General features: G+C 72.6%; 14 protein-coding genes and 1 pseudogene. 6 read left to right on the plus strand and 9 right to left on the minus strand.

Annotated elements, in window-relative coordinates; genetic code table 11:
* Positions 1 to 169 precede the first annotated feature (169 nt).
* From ABZ172_RS28210 to ABZ172_RS28225, 4 genes are all read left to right on the plus strand, one after another.
* Positions 170 to 931, plus strand: coding sequence for a DeoR/GlpR family DNA-binding transcription regulator (locus tag ABZ172_RS28210; RefSeq protein ID WP_356887854.1), 762 nt, complete (start codon positions 170 to 172; stop codon positions 929 to 931).
* A 296-nt stretch (positions 932 to 1227) separates the two neighbouring features.
* Complete coding sequence (locus tag ABZ172_RS28215; protein WP_356887856.1) at positions 1228 to 1935, plus strand: DUF2470 domain-containing protein; 708 nt, start codon at positions 1228 to 1230, stop codon at positions 1933 to 1935.
* A gap of 635 nt (positions 1936 to 2570) precedes the next feature.
* Complete coding sequence (malX, locus tag ABZ172_RS28220) at positions 2571 to 4190, plus strand: maltose/glucose-specific PTS transporter subunit IIBC (protein ID WP_356887858.1); 1620 nt, start codon at positions 2571 to 2573, stop codon at positions 4188 to 4190.
* Between the two features lie 2 nt (positions 4191 to 4192).
* Positions 4193 to 5389: a MalY/PatB family protein gene (locus tag ABZ172_RS28225; protein WP_356887860.1), complete on the plus strand. Its 1197-nt coding sequence runs from the start codon at positions 4193 to 4195 to the stop codon at positions 5387 to 5389.
* 289 nt (positions 5390 to 5678) lie between these two features.
* Here the strand turns inward: ABZ172_RS28225 and ABZ172_RS28230 are convergent, their stop codons facing one another.
* Both ABZ172_RS28230 and ABZ172_RS28235 read right to left on the minus strand, forming a co-directional pair.
* Positions 5679 to 6197, minus strand: coding sequence for a hypothetical protein (locus ABZ172_RS28230; RefSeq protein WP_356887862.1), 519 nt, complete (start codon positions 6195 to 6197; stop codon positions 5679 to 5681).
* Positions 6198 to 6517: 320 nt separating this feature from the next.
* Complete coding sequence (locus ABZ172_RS28235; RefSeq protein WP_356887864.1) at positions 6518 to 7435, minus strand: phosphotransferase; 918 nt, start codon at positions 7433 to 7435, stop codon at positions 6518 to 6520.
* A 228-nt stretch (positions 7436 to 7663) separates the two neighbouring features.
* On the opposite strand from ABZ172_RS28235, the gene ABZ172_RS28240 reads away from it, so the two are divergent.
* Together ABZ172_RS28240 and ABZ172_RS28245 are read left to right on the plus strand one after the other, a co-directional pair.
* On the plus strand, positions 7664 to 8161 hold the full coding sequence (locus ABZ172_RS28240) for an ATP-binding protein (protein ID WP_356887866.1): 498 nt from the start codon (positions 7664 to 7666) through the stop codon (positions 8159 to 8161).
* A 142-nt stretch (positions 8162 to 8303) separates the two neighbouring features.
* Complete coding sequence (locus ABZ172_RS28245) at positions 8304 to 10085, plus strand: beta-galactosidase (protein WP_356887868.1); 1782 nt, start codon at positions 8304 to 8306, stop codon at positions 10083 to 10085.
* 27 nt (positions 10086 to 10112) lie between these two features.
* Here the strand turns inward: ABZ172_RS28245 and ABZ172_RS28250 are convergent, their stop codons facing one another.
* The 7 genes and pseudogenes from ABZ172_RS28250 to ABZ172_RS28280 all read right to left on the minus strand — a co-directional run.
* Complete coding sequence (locus ABZ172_RS28250) at positions 10113 to 10877, minus strand: ABC transporter ATP-binding protein (protein ID WP_356887870.1); 765 nt, start codon at positions 10875 to 10877, stop codon at positions 10113 to 10115.
* Complete coding sequence (locus tag ABZ172_RS28255; RefSeq protein WP_356887872.1) at positions 10874 to 11674, minus strand: ABC transporter ATP-binding protein; 801 nt, start codon at positions 11672 to 11674, stop codon at positions 10874 to 10876. Before ABZ172_RS28255 ends, ABZ172_RS28250 begins: the two co-directional genes overlap by 4 nt.
* On the minus strand, positions 11671 to 12534 hold the full coding sequence (locus ABZ172_RS28260; protein WP_356887874.1) for an ABC transporter permease: 864 nt from the start codon (positions 12532 to 12534) through the stop codon (positions 11671 to 11673). The genes ABZ172_RS28255 and ABZ172_RS28260 overlap by 4 nt, the downstream gene beginning before the upstream one ends.
* On the minus strand, positions 12531 to 13496 hold the full coding sequence (locus tag ABZ172_RS28265; RefSeq protein ID WP_356887876.1) for an ABC transporter permease: 966 nt from the start codon (positions 13494 to 13496) through the stop codon (positions 12531 to 12533). Before ABZ172_RS28265 ends, ABZ172_RS28260 begins: the two co-directional genes overlap by 4 nt.
* Positions 13496 to 15013: an ABC transporter substrate-binding protein gene (locus ABZ172_RS28270; RefSeq protein ID WP_356887878.1), complete on the minus strand. Its 1518-nt coding sequence runs from the start codon at positions 15011 to 15013 to the stop codon at positions 13496 to 13498. Before ABZ172_RS28270 ends, ABZ172_RS28265 begins: the two co-directional genes overlap by 1 nt.
* 38 nt (positions 15014 to 15051) lie before the next feature.
* Positions 15052 to 15792 carry a DUF1684 domain-containing protein gene (locus ABZ172_RS28275; RefSeq protein WP_356887880.1) on the minus strand — a complete coding sequence of 247 codons (741 nt, stop codon included), beginning with the start codon at positions 15790 to 15792 and terminating at the stop codon, positions 15052 to 15054.
* A gap of 384 nt (positions 15793 to 16176) precedes the next feature.
* Positions 16177 to 16278, minus strand: a pseudogene (locus ABZ172_RS28280) (ectoine hydroxylase); the annotation flags it as partial.

Raw genomic sequence — 16278 nt, forward strand, 5'->3', positions numbered from 1 at the left:
CGCGATCGAACATCGACCACACAGCCGACAGGAGAATGAAACGTATCAATCACCGAGCCGCACGGATAGGCCCCTGACATGCCGCGCGACCGGCAAGGGCTCGGGACCACCCTCGGGTGGGCGTGAAAGTGCCTGCGGGGCGGGATGTTCATTGTGGTAGAACCGGACGATGCCAGAGGAGAGCACGGCCGAGGGGGACCTCCGGAGAGCATCGATCGTCACGGCGCTCCGGGGAGGGATGCGCCGCGTCGACGACCTGGCTCGCGTCTGCGGCGTGAGCACCATGACCATCCGGCGCGATCTGCAGGTGCTGGAGCAGCGGAACGAGGTCCGGCGGGTCCGCGGCGGGGCCGTGCCCGTGGACGCCTGGACGTTCGGCCACCGCCTGGGGCGCTCGGTCGCGGCCAAGGAGGCGATCGCCGCGAAGCTGCTGCCGCTCGTGCCGGACGAGGGCGGCATCGGCCTCGACGGTTCGACGACCGTGCACGGCCTCGCCCGATTACTGAAGGAACAGCCGGTCAGCGACCTGACGGCGGTGACGACCGGCTTCGAGACCTTCCACGAGCTGTCCAGGGCACCCGGGTGCAGGGCCTACGCCACCGGCGGCACGGCGGATCTGCACACCGGAAGCCTGGTGGGCCCGCTGGCCCAGGTGACGCTCGAACAGTTCGCCCTGCACACCTGCTTCCTGTCCGCGACCCATCTGGACGACTCCCTCGGGTCGACCGAGTTCACCGCGGACGAGGCGGCGGTGAAACGCGTCCTGAAGACCGTGTCCCGGCGCACCGTCCTGGCCGTCGACTCCTCGAAGCTGGGCTGCCGCGCCGTGGCCAAGTGCCTCTCCCTGGACGAGATCGGGATCCTGGTGACGGATCTGGATCCGCGGGACGAGCGGCTCGACCCGTACCGGGGCCTGGTCGACATCCTCTGAGAGCCGCCCGAGGCGGCCCGCCCGCCCCGACGCACGGGCGCCGGCTCCACCGGGAGCGCACCCGCCCCCGCCCCCGCCGTCGGCATCACTCCCGCCCGCGCATGCATCTGGACCCGCACCCCGCGGCCCCCGGGGCGGCTGCCCGGCGCGGGCGGCGGGAGCAGCCGGCCGGCCCGGCCACGTCGAACAAGCGTCGGGCGGGGTGCGCACTACCGGAAAGCGTCAGCCATGGGTTAGGTTAGGCATACCTAAGTAGCTGTCATGAGGTCTCCCCGCCGCTCCTCTGGAGAACTTGGATGCGTCCTTTCCACTCCCGCGCCACCCAGCCCACCCCCGCCGAACGCGTGCTGGCGATCCTGACCGCGGCCCATTCGATGACGGTGGTCAGCGACGGACTCGACCCCGTCGAGGTGCACCGGCTCGACGGTACGGCCGCGATGGGCCACATCCACCTGCACGAACCGTCCGAGGACGGGGCGGCCCCGTCGGGGGCGCGCATCCCGGTGCGGCTGGAGTTCACCGACATCGCGCCCACTCCCGTGCGCGACCGCACGCGCGCCCGGGTCACGGTGACGGGCCTGCTGTCGGCCCCGTACAGCACGGATTCCGCGGAGAGCACCTGCATGGAGTTCGGCCAGGCGGTCTTCGAGGACGACCGGGGCCGCACCTTCGTCACCCTGGACACCCTGCAGGAGACGGAACCCGATCCGATCGCCACCAGCGAGGCGGCGATGCTCACCCATCTGGTGGACGACCACGGCGAGCTCGTCCCGCTGCTGCTGCGCCTCGTCCAGCCGCAGCCGGACAAGGGGGTGACGCGTGTCCTCCCGCTGGCGATGGACCGCTACGGTGTGACGCTGCGTCTGGAACGCCCGGGCACCCACCGCGACGTACGTCTGCCGTTCGCGAAGCCCGTGGCCCGCCTGGACCAGGCCGCCCCCCAGATCCACGCGCTGCTGGCAGCCGCCCGTCGCGCCTCCCACCGCAGCCGGCTGCTCACCTGACGCCCGGGGGCGGGCCGCACGCCGCCGGCGCCCCGCGCCGGGCGCCGTCCCGCCGGGTCCCGGTGGGGGCTCAGCGCCGCCCGGACCCGCCGGAACGCGGTCCGGGGGGTGGCTCGCGCCACCCCCCGGATCACACCGACGCGCCCTCAGGACTGGGGGCGGCGGCCATGGTTCGCGCCGTTCTTACGGCGGGCCTTCTTCTTGCGACGTCGCTTCGAGGACATCGAACCTCCTCATTCCGTAGCTTCCGCACACTATCCACCGGATTGTCATCTCCGGCGATCACCGGTCCCCTTACCCATCGGCGCGGCGGCAAACATCCGGTCCGGATGCGGCCGGGTGGCGTACGTCACGGCGGGCGACCGTACGTGCACAGCGTGCGCCGACGCCTCCCCGGCCGGTCAGGGCGACGATCGGACCACCCTCGACAGCCGCCGACCTGCTGTGATGTGATCCGTGCGGCGGAGGGGTCCTGTCCGGCGCTGCTCCCCGGGCGATCCCCGGGTGCGCCGCGCGGAGGCGGTCCACCCTCCGGTCACACCTGCCGCCACACCGATCATCCGTGGGTCCACGCGTCGCCACGGCGAGCGCCCGGGTCCGTCCCCACGTCCCCCATGCTCGAAAGTTCCGTACACATGCAGAAGATCAAGTCCGCGCTCTGGGAATTCCTCCAGGGCCTCGGCAAGACGTTCATGCTCCCGGTGGCCCTGCTCGCGTTCTGCGGCATCATGCTGGGCATCGGCTCCTCGCTCTCCAGCGAGGCCGTCACCGACGGCCTGCCCTTCCTGAAGGCCGAGGGCTTCCACCTCGTCTTCACCTGGATGGCCAACACGGGCCTGGTCGCCTTCACCTTCCTGCCGGTCCTCTTCGCGATGGCGATTCCGCTCGGTCTCGCCCGGGAGGACAAGGGGGTGGCCGCCTTCTCGGGTTTCGTCGGGTTCGCCGCCATGAACCTCGCGGTGAACTTCTACCTCACCGCCCGGGGCGTCGACTTCGAGGACCGGAAGGCGATCGAGCACTACGGCACGGCCGAGGTCCTCGGGGTCCAGTCCATCGATACGGGACTGCTCGGAGCCGTGGCCGTTGGCATCGTTGTCAGCCTTCTCCACCAGCGCTTTCGTACGCAGCGCATGCCTGACGCACTGGCCTTCTTCGGCGGGCTGCGCTTCGTGCCGATCATCTCCGCCCTCGTCCTCAGCGTGCTCGGTCTGCTGATCCCGCTGGTGTGGCCGACCTTCAACGGCTGGATCACCGCCGTGGGCCGGGGCATCGGGCACACCGGGGTCTTCGGGCCGTTCTTCTTCGGCATGGGAGAGGTGCTGCTGCGGCCGATCGGGCTGCACCACATCCTCGTGGCGATGTTCCGCTTCACCGACGTCGGCGGTTCGGGTGCCGTGTGCGGGGAGAACGTCTCCGGCGCGCTGAACATGTTCTACGCGCACCTCGACTGCGCGGGCGCGCCGAACGGCGCCGTGACCGACGCGACGCACTTCCTCTCCCAGGGCAAGATGGCGGCGTATCTGGGCGGTCTCCCCGGTGCGGCGCTCGCGATGTACCACTGCGCGAACCGGAAGATGCGACCGGAGATCAAGGCGCTGCTCGTGTCGGGCGTGGTGGCCTGTGTGGTCGGCGGCATCACGGAGCCGCTGGAGTTCCTGTTCCTGTTCGTCGCGCCGTGGCTGTACGCCATCCACGCCGTCCTGGTCGGGCTCGGCTTCCTCACGGCGGCCCTGCTCGGCGTCTTCATCGGGAACACCGACGGCAACGTCATCGACTGGCTGGTCTTCGGCGTCCTCCAGGGCTCGTCGACCAAGTGGTACCTGGTGCCGGTGATCGCCGCCGTCTGGTTCGCCGTGTACTACTTCCTGTTCCGCTGGGCGATCACCCGCTTCGACCTGAGGACCCCGGGCCGCGACAAGGAGCAGGACTCCACCGGCGGACAGGACGACGGGGAGGGCGGGAAGACCGCTCCGGACGCGGCGGACGCCCCGGCCCGCGAGCTGGTCGCCGGGAAGTACGACGCGGTGGCCATCCTGGGCGCGATCGGCGGTGCCGACAACATCCGGTCCCTGGACAACTGCATCACCCGCCTGCGCCTGACCGTCGAGGACGCGACGCTGGTGGACGAGGCACGGCTGAAGAAGCTCGGCGCGGTGGGCGTGATCAAGCTCGACCAGCACACCGTGCAGGTCGTCATCGGGCCGCAGGTCCAGTCGGTGAAGGACGCCATCGCCACCATGATCCCGGTGGGCTGACCATGGCATCCCCCTCCCCGTCCCCCTCCGGTCGCGGCGCCGAGCCGGACGACCCCTACGGCTTCGGCGTGCCGGTCGACCGGCACGGCACGTGGTGCACGCAGTGGGACTACGTCGAGGACCGCTTCGGCGTACCGGACCTGCTGCCGTTCACCATCTCGGACATGGACTTCGAGACCGCTCCGGAGGTCATGGCCGCGCTCCGCGGCCGGCTGGACCACGCCGTGCTGGGCTATTCGCGCTGGCGCCAGGACGACTTCCTCTCGGCGGTCGTCCACTGGTACGCGACACGGCACGCGACGGCCGTCGACCCCGGGTCGGTCGTCTACGCGCCCTCGGTGGTCTACCAGCTGTCGCAGCTGCTGCGCCTGTGGTCGGAGCCAGGAGACGGGGTGGTGGTCCACACCCCGATGTACGACGCGTTCCCGAAGACCGTGGCGGCGCACGGACGGCGGCTGCTGCCGTGCCCGCTCGACGACGGGGCGGAGCTGGAGCGGCTGCTGGCGCTCCCTGAGACGGCGGTGCTGCTGCTGTGCTCTCCGCACAACCCGACGGGCCGGGTCTGGTCCGCCGAGGAGCTGGACCGGATGGCGCGGCTGTGCGCGCGGTACGACGTCGCCGTCATCAGCGACGAGATCCACGCGGACCTGGCGCACGCCCCGCACGTCCACCGTCCCTGGGTGGGATTCGGGGGCGCGGGCCGGTGGGCGGTGATCACGTCGGCCTCGAAGTCGTTCAACATTCCGGCACTGACCGGAAGTTACGGGATCATCGGCGATCCGGCCTCGCGCGAGGCCTATCTGGGGCGGCTCAAGGAGGCCGACGGGCTCTCCTCCCCCGCGGTGCTGTCGCTGGTCGGGCACATCGCCGCCTACCGGGAGGGTGCGCCGTGGCTGGACGCCCTGCGCACCTACCTCGCCGGCAACCTCGCCATGGTCGCCGGACACCTGAACGGCGCGTTCCCGCAGCTCGGTTGGGAGCCACCGCAGGCGGGCTACCTCGCCTGGATCGACCTGCGACCGCTCGGTGTCGACGACGACGCGTTGCAGCGCGAGCTCGTCGAGGTGGAGAAGGTGGCCATCATGCCGGGGGCCTCCTACGGCGCCCCGGGATGGGTCAGGCTCAATGTCGGGTGCCCCCGGTCCAAGGCGGAGCTGGGCGTCGGAGCACTGGTACGGGCGCTGCGACGGCTGGTCTGAACCGCACCCCCGGCCCGGCTCCGCCCCCGGCGGAGCCGGGCGTTCCGTCCTGCCTGACGGCGGGGGCGTGCCGTACGTCTGCGGGGTGTTCCGTCCCGGGGCGCACGGGGGGCGGGGAGACCGGCACGGTGTTCCGTCCCGCGTCGGGGCGGAGCGTCGCGTGCAGCGCGGTGTGCCCGACGGGCACCGGCCCCGCACGGGCGGGCCGCCCGGCACGACCAGGCCGTGCACGACCGGGCACGGCGTGCGGGTCGGGTGTCCGCCCGCGGTGTCCGGTGGACGCGGCCCCTCAGTGGCCGGCTGCCGTCTTCACCAGGGCGACGGCGACACCGATCACCGCGTCGACGAGCCCGGCCAGCGTCGCCAGGAGAACGCCGCCGCCCATGCGCAGCCCTCCGGCACAGCCCCAGGCGAAGAGCGAGGCGATGGCCACCCCGGCCGCCGTCATCAGCGCGGTGGACAGGGACAAAACGTCCAGGGCGGCGAGACCGATCATCACGGAGGGGCCCGCGGCGCAGGACAGCAGCGGGCTGCTGACGTAGAGCATGCGGCGCAGGTCGTGGCCGGTGGCGAAGTGCCGGTGCACCGTGCGGTGCGCCTGCTGGTCGGCGACGAACGCGGCGAGCCAGAGCCCCAGAGCGGTCGTCAGGACGGTGGCCAGGGCACCCGCGGTGCCCGCCTCGCCCGCGGACAGGCCGACCACGACGGCGATCATCGTGATGGTCGCGTAGATGCGCTCCTTGAGCCGGTCCGCCAGAGTGTCCGCGGTCCGCTCGGCCGGCGCCGCCGCCACCTGTTCGTCAGCCATCCGGGCTCCCTCGTTCGACGGGGGACGGCGGTCGTCTCCCCGTGGTCCGTCCGGTCGACGGGGTGTTCCCAAGAGCTCCGTGTCCTGGACACGGCCACGATCATGCCTGGTGCGCCCGGAAACCCGGAATCCGCCTCCGGGCACCACGTCGCGCCGTGCCGTACGCCCTGGCGCGACGATCCCGCCCGGCCCGTTGCCGGGCGGCGCCGTGCGGGGACGGCGCGGGGTGTGCGGGTCGTGGCAGGCTCCGGTTCCTGCCACGACCCGCACACCGGAGGACCCGCACATCCGAGGTCGGGACAGCGGGCGTGGCCGCCGCCTCACCGCCGGAGCGTCGCGGTGAGGCGGCGCAGTGCGGCGTGTGCGGGCGGCCCCCAGGTGGCTTTTCCGCCGGGGCGGCCGTGGACGCCGGCGTCCGCGATCTCGACGGCCGCGAGGGCGCGGAGCACGGCCCAGCCGCGGGCGCGGCGCAGGGTGGCGGCGTCCGCGGCCGGCCGGTAGGCCGCGTGGAAGCGGTCGAGGGCGCCGTCGGGCAGCAGGGTCCACGCGGCGGCGAGGTCGCAGGCCGGGTCGCCGGCGAAGAGGTCGCCGAAGTCGATCACACCGGAGAAGGTGCCGTCCGTGGTGACGACGTTGGCCGGGTGGAGGTCGCCGTGCAGCCAGATCCTCGGGCCCGTCCATTCGGGCGCCGCGGCGGCGTCCTCCCAGACCGCCCGGATGCCGTCCGGGTCGCTGACCAGCTCCCGTCCGGCGGCCGAGGCGAGCGCGCGGGCGAGGTGTTCGGCGGTGTCGGCCAGCCGGCCACCGCGGTCCCGGCCGTCCGGTGCGTCGTCGGGGGCGGGGCGGTGCAGGGCGGTCAGGAAAGCGGCCAGTCCGTCGGCCGCCGCATCGCCGCGGGTGGCGGGGGCGCGGTCGGCCGGTTCGCCGGGCACCCAGGTGGTGACGAGCCAGGGGCGCGGGAACCGTTCGGAGGGTTCGCAGAGGTGCTGCGGCACGGGGACGCGCAGCGGGAGGCCGGGGGCGAGGAGCGGCAGCCAGGCGTGCTCCTTGCGCAGCAGCGCGTCGGCGGATCGCGTCGCCCACGGCAACCGGACGGCGAGGTCGTCGCCCAGCCGCCACACCTGGTTGTCCCAGCCGCGCGCTCCGAGCCGCACCGGGAGATCCGCCAGGCCGGGGTGCCGCTCGCTCAGCAGATCCCGGATCAGGTCGGCGGTGATGTCGATCTCGGTGGCCGTCATGGGGAGCAACCGTAGTCGGGGTGCGGGCGCTCACGGACGCAGTTCCTGCGGCCGGATCCTCCACCGGCCCTCCCGCGCGTCCGTCCACCGGTCCGGCGGCACTCGATCCGGGCGGGTGGTGCCGGCCGGCCGGACTGCGCGCCCCGCACCGGTCTGAAACCGGTCGGGGTGGGTAGGCGGGCCGTCGGACGAGCCGCGCGGTGCGGCTGAGGTGACGGGGGATGTGTCATGGAGATGCTGGCGACGACGCGCGGGGCCGCACACGAGGCCGGGCGGGGCGGGCCCGGTGCGGCCGTTCTGACGGACGGGGTCGCCTTCGACATGGACTCCGCACAGATCTCCTGCGCCCGTGACTTCACCCGGCGGTTCCTGTCCGACGCGGAGTCGCGGTGCGGTGTGGACGTGCCGGCGAGGGCGCGGGACGTCGCCCTGCTGGTGGTGAGCGAGCTGGCCACGAACGTCTGCAAGTACGCGCCCGGGCCGTGTCTGCTGGATCTCGACCTGGACGGGGCCCTGCTGGGCATCACGATGTGGGACTCCGGCGCCCTGCTGCCCGCCGCGCTCGGGACCGATCCCTCCCGCGCGGGCCAGCACGGTCTGGAGATCGTCCTCGCGGTCTGTCAGAGCTTCGAGGTACGCCGCGAGCCGGTCGGCAAGCGCGTCCGTGTGCAGATCTCGCTCCTCGAAGGCCGGGACGGCGAACCGGCGGGCCGCCCGGCCTGGTGACGCCGTGGCGGCGTCCGGCGTCGCGACCGGTCGGCACCGCCGGAGCGGGCCACCGCAGCGGGTGGTCAGCCCCCGGCCGCGCCCTCGCGCCACCGGCCCGATCCCCGTCCACGCACCGCACCGACCGTCGGGAGAGCCCGTCATGTTCCGGACAGCGCCCGAGGGGTTCTCCCTCGACGGCCGCCCGCTGCGCCTGCTGTCGGGGGCGCTGCACTACTTCCGCGTGCTGCCCGCGCAGTGGCCGCAACGGCTGCGGATGATGCGCGCCCTGGGCCTGAACACCGTGGAGACCTACGTCCCCTGGAATCTCCACGAACCGCGCCCGCGGGAGTACGACTTCGCGGGGATCGCGGATCTGGACCGCTTCCTGCACGCCACGCGGGAGGCCGGGCTGCGCGCGATCGTCCGGCCGTCCCCGTACATCTGCGCCGAGTGGGAGAACGGCGGCCTGCCCTGGTGGCTGTCGGCCGACCCGGAGGTACGGGCGCTGCGCTGCCAGGACCCGGGGTATCTGGCGCGCGTCGACCGCTGGTACGACCGGCTGATCCCGCTCCTCGCCCCGCACCAGGTCACCCGGGGCGGCAATGTGCTGATGATGCAGGTGGAGAACGAGTACGGGTCCTACGGCACGGACACCGGGTACCTGGAGCACCTGGCCGCCGGCCTGCGGGGGCGCGGCATCGACGTACCGCTGTTCACGTCGGACGGGCCGGACGACTTCTTCCTCACCGGGGGGACGCTGCCGGGCCGGCCGGCCACCCTGAACTTCGGCAGCGGTGCGACCGAGGCCTTCGCCGGTCTGAAGCGGCTGCGGCCGGACGATCCGGCGATGTGCATGGAGTTCTGGTGCGGCTGGTTCGACCACTGGGGCGCCGGACACGTCGTGCGCGACCCCGCGGACGCGGCGGACTCGCTGACGGAGATCCTGGCGGCCGGGGCGTCGGTCAACCTCTACATGGCGCACGGCGGGACGAACTTCTCCACCTGGGCCGGGGCCAACACCGAGGACCCGGCGACCGGTGCGGGCTACCGGCCGACCGTCACCTCCTACGACTACGACGCCCCGATCGACGAACGCGGCGGTGTGACGGAGAAGTTCCTCGCCTTCCGTGAGGTGCTCCGGCGGTACACGGACGGGCCGCTGCCCGAACCGCCGCCCGTGGCCCCGCTGCTGCCCACCGGGTCCGTGGAACTCACCGGATCGGTCCGCCTCTTCGACGTCCTGGACGTGCTGGCGCGTCCGGAGGTGCGGGCCGCCGAGCCGCCGTCGCTCGAGGAGCTCGGGATCGGCCACGGCCTGGTGCTGTACTCCTCCCGCATCCCCGGCCCACGCGGCCCCTACCCGTTGTCGGTGCAGGGCCTCGGCGACCGGGCGCACGTCTTCGTGGACGGGGTGCCGGCCGGGGTGCTGGAGCGCGACGGGACCGAGACGGTGGACGGCGTCCGGGCCGACGGAGCGTACGCGCGCGTGGAACTGCTGGTGGAGTCCATGGGCCGGGTCAACTACGGCACGGGGCTCGGGGACCGCAAGGGGGTGCGCCGGGTGCTGCACACCCGGCAGACGCTGCACGGCTGGTCCGCGCGTGCCGTGGAGCTCGGGCACGGCACACCGGACGGCCTGCCGTGGCCCGATCGGCCCGCCGCGTCCGGGGACACGCCCGGCACGGGACCGGTCTTCCACCGCGGCGTCCTCGACGTGGCGGAACCGGGCGACACGTATCTCGCGCTGCCCGGCTGGGGCAAGGGGTACGTCTGGGTCAACGGCTTCTGCCTGGGCCGCTACTGGGAGGCGCGGGGTCCGCAGCGGACGCTGTACGTCCCGTGGCCGCTGCTGCGGGCGGGGCGCAACGAGCTCGTGGTCCTGGAGCTCGACGGTGTCGGGCGCCCCGTGGTGGAGCTGCGCGACGCCCCCGACCTCGGCTGACACCACCGGTGCCCCGGCGGCGGGCGGTCAGACGGGCAGCCGCGGCACGCTCTCGATGAGACGGCGGGTGTAGGGGTGCGCGGGTTCGCCGAGCACCTGGGAGGTGGCCCCCTGCTCGACCACCCGGCCGCGTTCCAGCACGGCGGTGCGCTCGCACAGCGAGGCCACCACCGACAGGTCGTGGGAGACCATGACCAGCGTCAGGCCCCGTTCCTCCTTCAGTTCGGCCAGCAGGTCGACGACCTTCACCCGGGTGGTGACGTCCAGTGCGCTGACCGGCTCGTCGGCCAGCAGGACGCGGGGGTCGCAGACCGTGGCGCGGGCGATGGCGATGCGCTGGCGCTGTCCGCCGGAGAACTCGTGCGGGTAGCGGTCCACGGCGTCGGCCGGGAGACCGACGCGCTCCAGCGCGGCGGCCACCTTGGGCACCGCGCCGGCGCGGGTGTCCAGGCCCAGGGAGCGCAGGGGTTCCGCGACGATCGCGCCGACCCGGCGGCTGGGGTCGAGCGAGGAGTACGGGTCCTGGAAGACGCACTGGGCGCTGCGCCGGAAGCGGCGCATCTGTGCGCGGTCGCGCGGGTCCAGGGCGGCCCCGTCGAAGCGGACGGTGCCGGCCGTGGGCCGCGCGAGGCCCAGCAGCAGCCGCAGCAGGGTCGTCTTGCCGGCGCCGGACTCGCCGACCAGGGCGAGGCTCTCGCCCGCCTCGACGGAGAGGGACACGCCCGAGACCACGTCGGCCGCGCTGCCCCGGTAGCGGACGGCGGCGTCCTCCAGTTCCAGTACGGGCGTCATCGGGCGCTCCTCAGGTCCAGGGCGGACTCCAGTTTCCGGGCACTGGCGACCAGGGCCCGGGTGTACTCCTCGCGCGGTGCGCGCACGACGGCGTCGACCGCGCCCTGTTCGACGGCCCGGCCGTCCTTCATGACCAGCACCCGGTCGGTGACCCCGGCCACGACGGCGAGGTCGTGGCTGACGAACAGCACGGCCATCTCCCGCTCGCGCACCAGACCGTCGATCAGCTCCAGCATCTCGGCCTGCACCGACACGTCCAGGGCGGTGGTGGGCTCGTCGGCGACGAGCAGCTTCGGCGCGCAGGCCAGGGCCATCGCGAGCGCCACCCTCTGGCGCTGTCCGCCGGAGATCTCGTGCGCGAAGGCGCGGGCGACCCGGCCGGGCTCGGGAAGCCGCACCTGTTCGAGGGCGTCCAGCACGGCGGCCCGCAGCGGGGCGCCCCGGAGGCCGGTGCGGCGGGCGAGGGGCACGGCGATCTGCCGGCCGAGCCGCATCAGCGGGTCCAGCGCGGTCAGCGGTTCCTGGAAGACGACCGCCGCGTCCCGGCCGCGGACGGCGGTGCGGCTCTTCTCGGAGGCGTCCAGCATCCGGGTCCCGGCGAGCTCCACGCCGCCGCTCGCCGTCATGCCGTCGGGCAGCAGCCCGAGGACCGCGAGGGTGGTCAGGGACTTCCCGGAACCGGACTCGCCGATCAGGCCGAGCCGCTCACCGCCGGCGACGGTGAAGGACAGGTCGTCGACGAGGGTCCGCCCGTCGTCCGTCCGTACGGTCAGTCCGCGTACGTCGAGGAGTGTCACGCGCGCCTCCGCCGGGTGGCCGGGTCGAGGGTGTCGCGCAGGCCGTCGGCGACGAGGTTCACACCGATGACGAGCAGGACGAGGAGGATTCCGGGCGCGAGCGCACCGGCGGGTGCCGTGGTGAAGGTGGCCTGGGCCTCCTGGAGCATGCGCCCCCAGGAGGCGTTGGGCGGCGGCGCCCCGAGGCCGAGGTAGGACAGCCCGGCCTCGGCGAGCACCGCAAGGCCGAACTGCAGGGCGAGGTTGACCACCAGCGTGGGCCAGATGTTGGGCAGGACGTGGGAGAGGACGGTACGCGGCCAGGAGGTGCCCGAGGTACGGGCGGCGGTGATGTAGTCCTGGGCCAGGACCCGCTTGACGAGGATGCGCACCAGGCGCGCCACGACCGCGCTCTGCGCCAGGCCGATCGCCAGGACCGCGGAGCCGAGTGTCGCCGAGCGGGCGGCCACGATGAGCATCGCGAGCAGCAGGGTCGGGAAGGCGATCAGGATGTCGAGGAACGCCGAGAGCGTGTCGTCGATCCAGCCCTGCGCGTAGGCCGCGAGGACTCCCAGGGTGATGCCGAGGGCGGCGGCGACGAGCACCGACCCGAGTCCCGCCTCGACGGCGATGCGGGAGCCGGTGAGCACCTGTGTGAACAGGTCGCGTCCGAGCTTGTCGGTGCCGAGGAGGTGGCCGTCGCCGGGCCCGGCGAGCCGTCCGCCGGAGGTGTCGTCGGCGTCGTAGGGCAGCCAGAACAGCGACACCGCGGCCGCCAGCACGATGAGGCCGGCGAGTACGCAGCCGGCCACGAGGGTGCCGGAGCGCCGGGAGCGCCCGGAGCGCCGCTCGGCCGGGGTGAGCAGGTCCGTCCCGGTCATCGGGAGCCTCCCGAGAGCCGGCCGCGCAGCCGGGGGTCGATGATCCGCTGCACCAGGTCGGCCGCGAAGCCGATCACCAGGACGGCGAGGGTGGAGACGAACAGCACGCCCTGGACGACCGGGTAGTCGTGCTGGGCGATGCCGGTGGCGAGCAGCGAGCCGAGCCCGGGCAGCGCGTACACCGACTCCACGACGACGGCGCCGAGCAGCGTCGAGGCGAGTTCGATGCCGAGGACGGAGATCACCGGCACGGAGGCGTTGCGCAGGCCGTGCCGCCACATGGCGCCGCCGAAGGAGGAGCCGAGGGCCCGGGCGGTCCGCAGGTAGTCGCTGCCGAGGACGTCGAGGGTGGCGGAGCGGACGTAGCGGATCAGGGAGGCGCTCATCACCAGGGCGATGGTCACGACCGGCAGGACGAGGGAGCGGATCGCCTCGGCGGGCTCGGCCCAGCCGTCCTGCGGGAAGCCGCCGGAGGGCAGCCAGCCCGCGTTCAGCGCGAACACCGCGATGAGGATCATGCCCAGCCAGAACACCGGGATGGCGATGCCCAGTTGGGACACCCCGCTGAGCAGCGTGCCGTACCAGGTGTGCCGCTTGTGGGCCGCCGTGAAGCCGGCGGGGACGGCGACCAGGACGGCCAGCACGAACGCCGCCAGGGTGAGCGGCACGGTGACGTCCAGCCGGGCGACGACCTCGGGCCCGACCGGCAGTGAGCTGACGAACGAGGTGCCGAGGTCCCCGCCCGCCAGCTGCCCGAGCCAGTGGGTGAACTGCTCGGGCAGCGGGCGGTCGGAGCCGATGGCGTGGCGGGCCGCGGCTATCTGCTCGGGACCGGCGCCGACCGAGGTGAGTGCGTTGGCCGGGTCGCCCGGCAGCAGGCGCAGCAGCACGAACAGCACCACGCTCGCCAGGGCCAGCGACACGGCCAGGAACGCCAGCCGGCGTACCAGATAGCGCGCCATCAGCCCTTCTTCTTGATGCCGTAGGCGAAGAACTGGGAGTTCAGCCCGTTCAGGGGGTAGCCCGAGACCTTGTCGTTGGCGACGACGATCTGCGGGTAGAGGTACAGCCAGTCGCTGGCCGCGTCCTCGGCGGTCCGCCGGTTGACCTTCTTCAGCAGCTCGGTCTGGGCGGCGGTGCTGGGGGCCTCCTCCGCCTGCTCGACCCACTTGGTGACCTGCGGGTTGTCGTAGCCCCAGTAGAAGTCGGGGTTGCCGTACCAGACCAGGTCGCGGTCGTTCACGTGCTCCTGGAGCGTGGCCGTGAAGTCGTGGTTCTTGTAGACCTTGGTGTACCACTCGTCGGGGGTGATCGTGTTGATCTTGACGGTGATGCCGACCTGGGCGAGCTGCGACTTGATGAAGGTCGCGGCTGTCGGGTGCGGGTCGTAGTTGGGGGTGTCGAGGGTGAAGCTGAAGCCCTTCGCGTAGCCGGCCTCGGACAGCAGCTTCCTGGCCTTCGCGACGTCGTGCGCGTTGACGTCGGTCAGGTCCTCGTACCAGGGGTCGGTGGGCGGCACCATCGAGCCGATCTGCTTGCCGTAGCCGCCCCAGACGGACTCCAGGAGCTTCTTGTCGTCGATGGCGGCGGACACCGCCCGGCGCACCCTGACGTCGGTGAAGGGCTTGGCCTTGTCGTTGAACGCCAGCAGCAGCTTGGTGGTGGAGTCGCCGTCGTTGACCTTGTAGGTGCCGTTGCTCTTGAACTGCTCCAGGGCGTCGGGCGACTGCTCGCTGGTGACCACGTCGACGGCGTTGGTCAGCAGGGCGTTGTTCAGCGCCGAGGCGTCCTTGTAGTAGTGGAAGACGACCTGCTTGTTGGCCGCGGCGTCGCCCCAGTACCCGGCGAAGCGGGCGAGGCTCAGCGCGGAGCCGCGGGTCCACTTGTTCAGGGTGTACGGACCGGTGCCGTCCTCGGTCGTCTTCAGGTTCTTCGCCTGGGAGTTGATGATCCAGACGTAGGAGAGGTTGTAGACGAAGGAGATCGACCTCTTGGACAGCGTGATCTTCACGGTCCGCTTGTCGGGGGTGGCGATGTCCTTGATGACTTCGAGGGTGCTCTTGCGGGCGGACTGGGAGTCGTCGGCGAGCACCTTCTCCAGGCTGTACTTGACGTCCTCGCTGCTGAGTTCCTTGCCGCTGTGGAACGTCACGCCGTCGCGCAGGGTGAAGGTGTAGGTGAGGCCGTCGGCGCTGGTCCTGTAGTCCTGGGCGAGGAGCTTCTCGACCTCGCCGCCGTCGGTGAGCCGGAACAGCCCCTCGTAGACGTTGCCGTTGAGCGCCTCGGTGACGCCCTGGCCGCCGCCTGCGGTGTTGTCGAGGTTCTGCGGCTCGTAGAGGGAGCCGATGTGGACGACCGCGTCCTTGTCCCAGCTGCCGCCGGAGGCGCTGGAGCCGCCGGAGCCGCCGCAGGCGGTCAGGGCCACGGCGAGGGCGGCGACGGCGGCGGTGCCGTACAGGGCGTTCTTCTTGGTGCTCATGGGGGTCAGCTCTTTCCGTGCGGGGGCTGCGGGGGCGATCAGTGCGGGGCGTCGTGGCCGTCGCGGAAGACGGGGAGCTTCTCGCCCGCCTCGACGGGCAGGTGGAAGCGGTTCTGCCGCGGCGGCATCGGACAGTTGTACTGATCGGAGAATCCGCAGGGCGGCACGAAGGCCTGGTTGAAGTCGAGGACGACCCGGCCCTCGTCCTCCGTGCGCCGTACGAAGAGGAAGCGGCCGGCCCCGTAGGTGGTGTCGCCGTTGGTGGGGTCCCCGAAGACGAGCAGCAGGGTGCCGTCGTCGTCGAAGGCGCTGAGGGTGTACGCCCGGCCGTCGACGGTCAGGGTGATGTCCCCCGGGACGGCCAGGTCGCGGCTGCCGCCGTTGTCCCGTATGTGCTCGAACGCGATGCGCCGGGCACCGGGGACGGGCGTGTAGGAGGCCTCCAGGACCCAGGCGGGGTCGTAGGGGAAGGCGTCGACCCGGTCGAAGTGGCGGACCGCGGGTGCGTCGGCGTCCCAGAGGCGCAGGCCGTGCTCGGGTTCGCCGGTGACCAGGTCGGTGCGCCGGAGTGTGGTCACGGTGACGGAGTCCGGCAGGTCCGCGCGGGCCTCCTCCACGTCCGGCTGCTCGCCGGCGGGCGCCCAGCGGGTCTCGACGAGGGCGAGGTTGCCGGTCGGGGCGGTGAGCGCGCGGTGACGCTCGGCGCGCCAGGCCTCCCACTCCTGCGCCGGGTCGGCGGATGCGTGGTCGGAGGACGAGTGGGGCACGGCAGGACTCATTCGGCTAGGCGAGGGCGGCCCTCACAGCCTGCACGACAGGACATGAATAAGTGGCCAAAGCATCACCTTTATTGACCATAAGCCCATCTAATGTCAAACCCCTGGGGCCCGATGTGAGACGGATCTCTCGGCGGAAGAGGGGCCGGTCCGGCGGGGGAACGGGTCCGGCCGGGCGTCGCCCGTCCGCCGGAGAACGGCGGCACCCTCCTCGCGCGGATGCGCGGGAGGGTGCCGCCGACCTGCCGGAGGTGCCGTGGCGCCGCGTCCCGCCGGGAGGTGCCGTGGAGCCGTGTCCGGCCGGGAGGTGTCTTGTCCGGCCGGAGCGCCGGGAGGTGCCGTGTCAGGCCGGAGCGCCGGAGCCGGGCCGGCCCCGCTCCGGTCGCCTCACCCGACCGGGGTGAAGTCGCGTGCTCCGATGAATGCGGGGCGGCGGACGGGTGCGGCGAAGGGTTCTTCGGCGGTGTTCTCGGTGCTGTTGAACACGAT

Origin of the sequence: Streptomyces sp. NPDC006296, assembly GCF_040613235.1 — a bacterium.
In the GTDB taxonomy this organism is placed as follows: Bacteria; Actinomycetota; Actinomycetes; order Streptomycetales; family Streptomycetaceae; genus Streptomyces.